Genomic DNA, 1,011 nt, shown 5'->3' with positions numbered 1-1,011 from the left:
GCAGTCTGATCGACGCGAGCTCGGTTCTCCAGCTCGACCGGGCCAGGCTCGCCGAGCGTCTACGACGCCGCGTTGCGTCGTAGACGGGCCCGATATCATCGAAGACGTCCACCTGCGCCTCGTCCCGCATGCAATGGGTCCGCGCCGGACCGTCCGCTCGGCGCGGACACGTTCAGCGCCGCGCCCCTTCAGGCGACCGACCGACGGCCCCGACGCGCATTCCGTGGGCTTTTCATCCGGCCTCACCGAACCGCTGAGGCCTCGCAGCTTCAGCCTCCTCGGGTCAGGCCGGACGGACAATCTCTTGAAGCTGCGCATTTAGCCAAGAGCGTCCTCGAACGTGCTCGACGCCGCCGCGAGGTCGGTGAGCAGGCGCGGAATGGTCGTTGTCGCGTCCGCCGCGTAGACGGCGAAGAATTCCACCAGCGGCCCCTCCGGGCAGGTCTCCAAAACTCGCAGGGCACCGGATGCGATCTCGGCCCGGTAGCATTGGATCGGGAGAAGGCTGACGCCCACGCCGGCCTGCGTCAGGGAGGCGACGGCGCCCATGCTGTTGCAGAGATCGACGACGCGCGGCGCGTCGCCCCGTTCGTTGAGCCAATGCTCCACGGTTCGATGATGGAAGCTGTTCTTGCCGAGCGACAGGATGCGGATCGCCCGGAAGTCCGCAGGCTCGATTCTGCGGTTCGGAAGATCGAGGCCGCGGCCCGCCATCCAGGCGAAGCGCACCTGTCCGAGGGAGCGCGTGGGGTGCGTGCCGTTCCTGCTGCTCGCCTACGTCGTCTATTACGGCCTCCCCGAATTCGGCCTCAGACTCGATCCCTGGTGGGCCGGACTGATGTCGCTCACGGTCTACACGACGGCCTACCTCGCGGAGATCTTTCGGGCGGGCTTCCGCGCCGTCGCTCCGGACAACATCGAGGCGGCGCACGCCTTTCGGCCTGTCCGCAGCCTGATCTACGGGCGCATCATCCTGCCCCAGGTCGCCCTAACCGCTGCCCCGGTGATCGG

The 1,011-nt window shown here is 67.8% G+C and carries 1 protein-coding gene and 1 pseudogene; one reads left to right on the top strand and one right to left on the bottom strand.

From position 1 onward, the window contains the following. Positions 1-318: 318 nt before the first annotated feature. Positions 319-735: pseudogene (locus I53_RS27040) on the bottom strand (LysR substrate-binding domain-containing protein); the annotation flags it as partial. On the opposite strand from I53_RS27040, the gene I53_RS27035 reads away from it, so the two are divergent. After that, positions 647-1,011 (top strand): ABC transporter permease subunit (locus tag I53_RS27035; protein WP_148291252.1); only part of this gene is annotated, 365 nt, incomplete at its 3' end. The pseudogene I53_RS27040 and the gene I53_RS27035 sit on opposite strands and share 89 nt — an antisense overlap.

The organism is Methylobacterium sp. B1 (genome assembly GCF_000333255.1).
Classification (GTDB): domain Bacteria; phylum Pseudomonadota; class Alphaproteobacteria; order Rhizobiales; family Beijerinckiaceae; genus Methylobacterium; species Methylobacterium fujisawaense.
Note: the sequence above shows the minus strand (reverse complement) of the source record. Positions and strands in the feature narration are given on the sequence as shown.